Raw genomic sequence first — 552 nt, 5'->3', positions numbered from 1 at the left:
CGGCGACGACTGACTGCGCCGGATCCGTTGTTTGAAGATCGGTAACTAACGGACAAGGAACATCTGAGGATCTCACTGACGGGCGACGTTCCCGTTCGGTGTTGGACTTCTGCCCAACGCTTATGCCGTTGGGTGGTGTCCCAACACGTAAGGGATGCCCTCAGAGGCGTTCTTCCAGTACACACACGTCGAAGCCGGCCTCGTCGAGAACGTCGTCCTTCGGCCGACCGACGACACCGAGACGTACCCCTCGGGCTGGAAGTACACCCTCCATCTGGGCACCCTCGACGATCTCACGCTCGTCCGGTACGACAACTCCCACGAGGATACCAAGGGACACGAACATCACACCGCAGCGGGCGATCTCGACGGCGTCGGATTCCCTGGAATGGAGGAGCTGCTCGTCGAGTTCTGGGCGAGTGCGGACGAGTACTGGGACGTTGTCGGCGGCGACCCACCCCGACCGCACTGATCGAACACCCTCCGACCCACACCTCAACCATGACCACACTCCACATCACCGTCGGCGACCGAGAACAGCTCCGTGAGGAC

The 552-nt window shown here is 61.6% G+C and carries 1 protein-coding gene; it reads left to right on the top strand.

Going from position 1 to position 552, the window contains the following annotated elements; all coding sequences use genetic code 11:
* Positions 1-154 precede the first annotated feature (154 nt).
* Positions 155-472 carry a DUF6516 family protein gene (locus EXE45_RS17565; protein ID WP_137695091.1) on the top strand — a complete coding sequence of 106 codons (318 nt, stop codon included), beginning with the start codon at positions 155-157 and terminating at the stop codon, positions 470-472.
* Positions 473-552 lie beyond the last annotated feature (80 nt).

Source organism: Halorubrum sp. SP9, from assembly GCF_005435015.1.
GTDB lineage: Archaea > Halobacteriota > Halobacteria > Halobacteriales > Haloferacaceae > Halorubrum > Halorubrum sodomense.
This window is presented reverse-complemented; position numbering and strand designations above follow the sequence as displayed.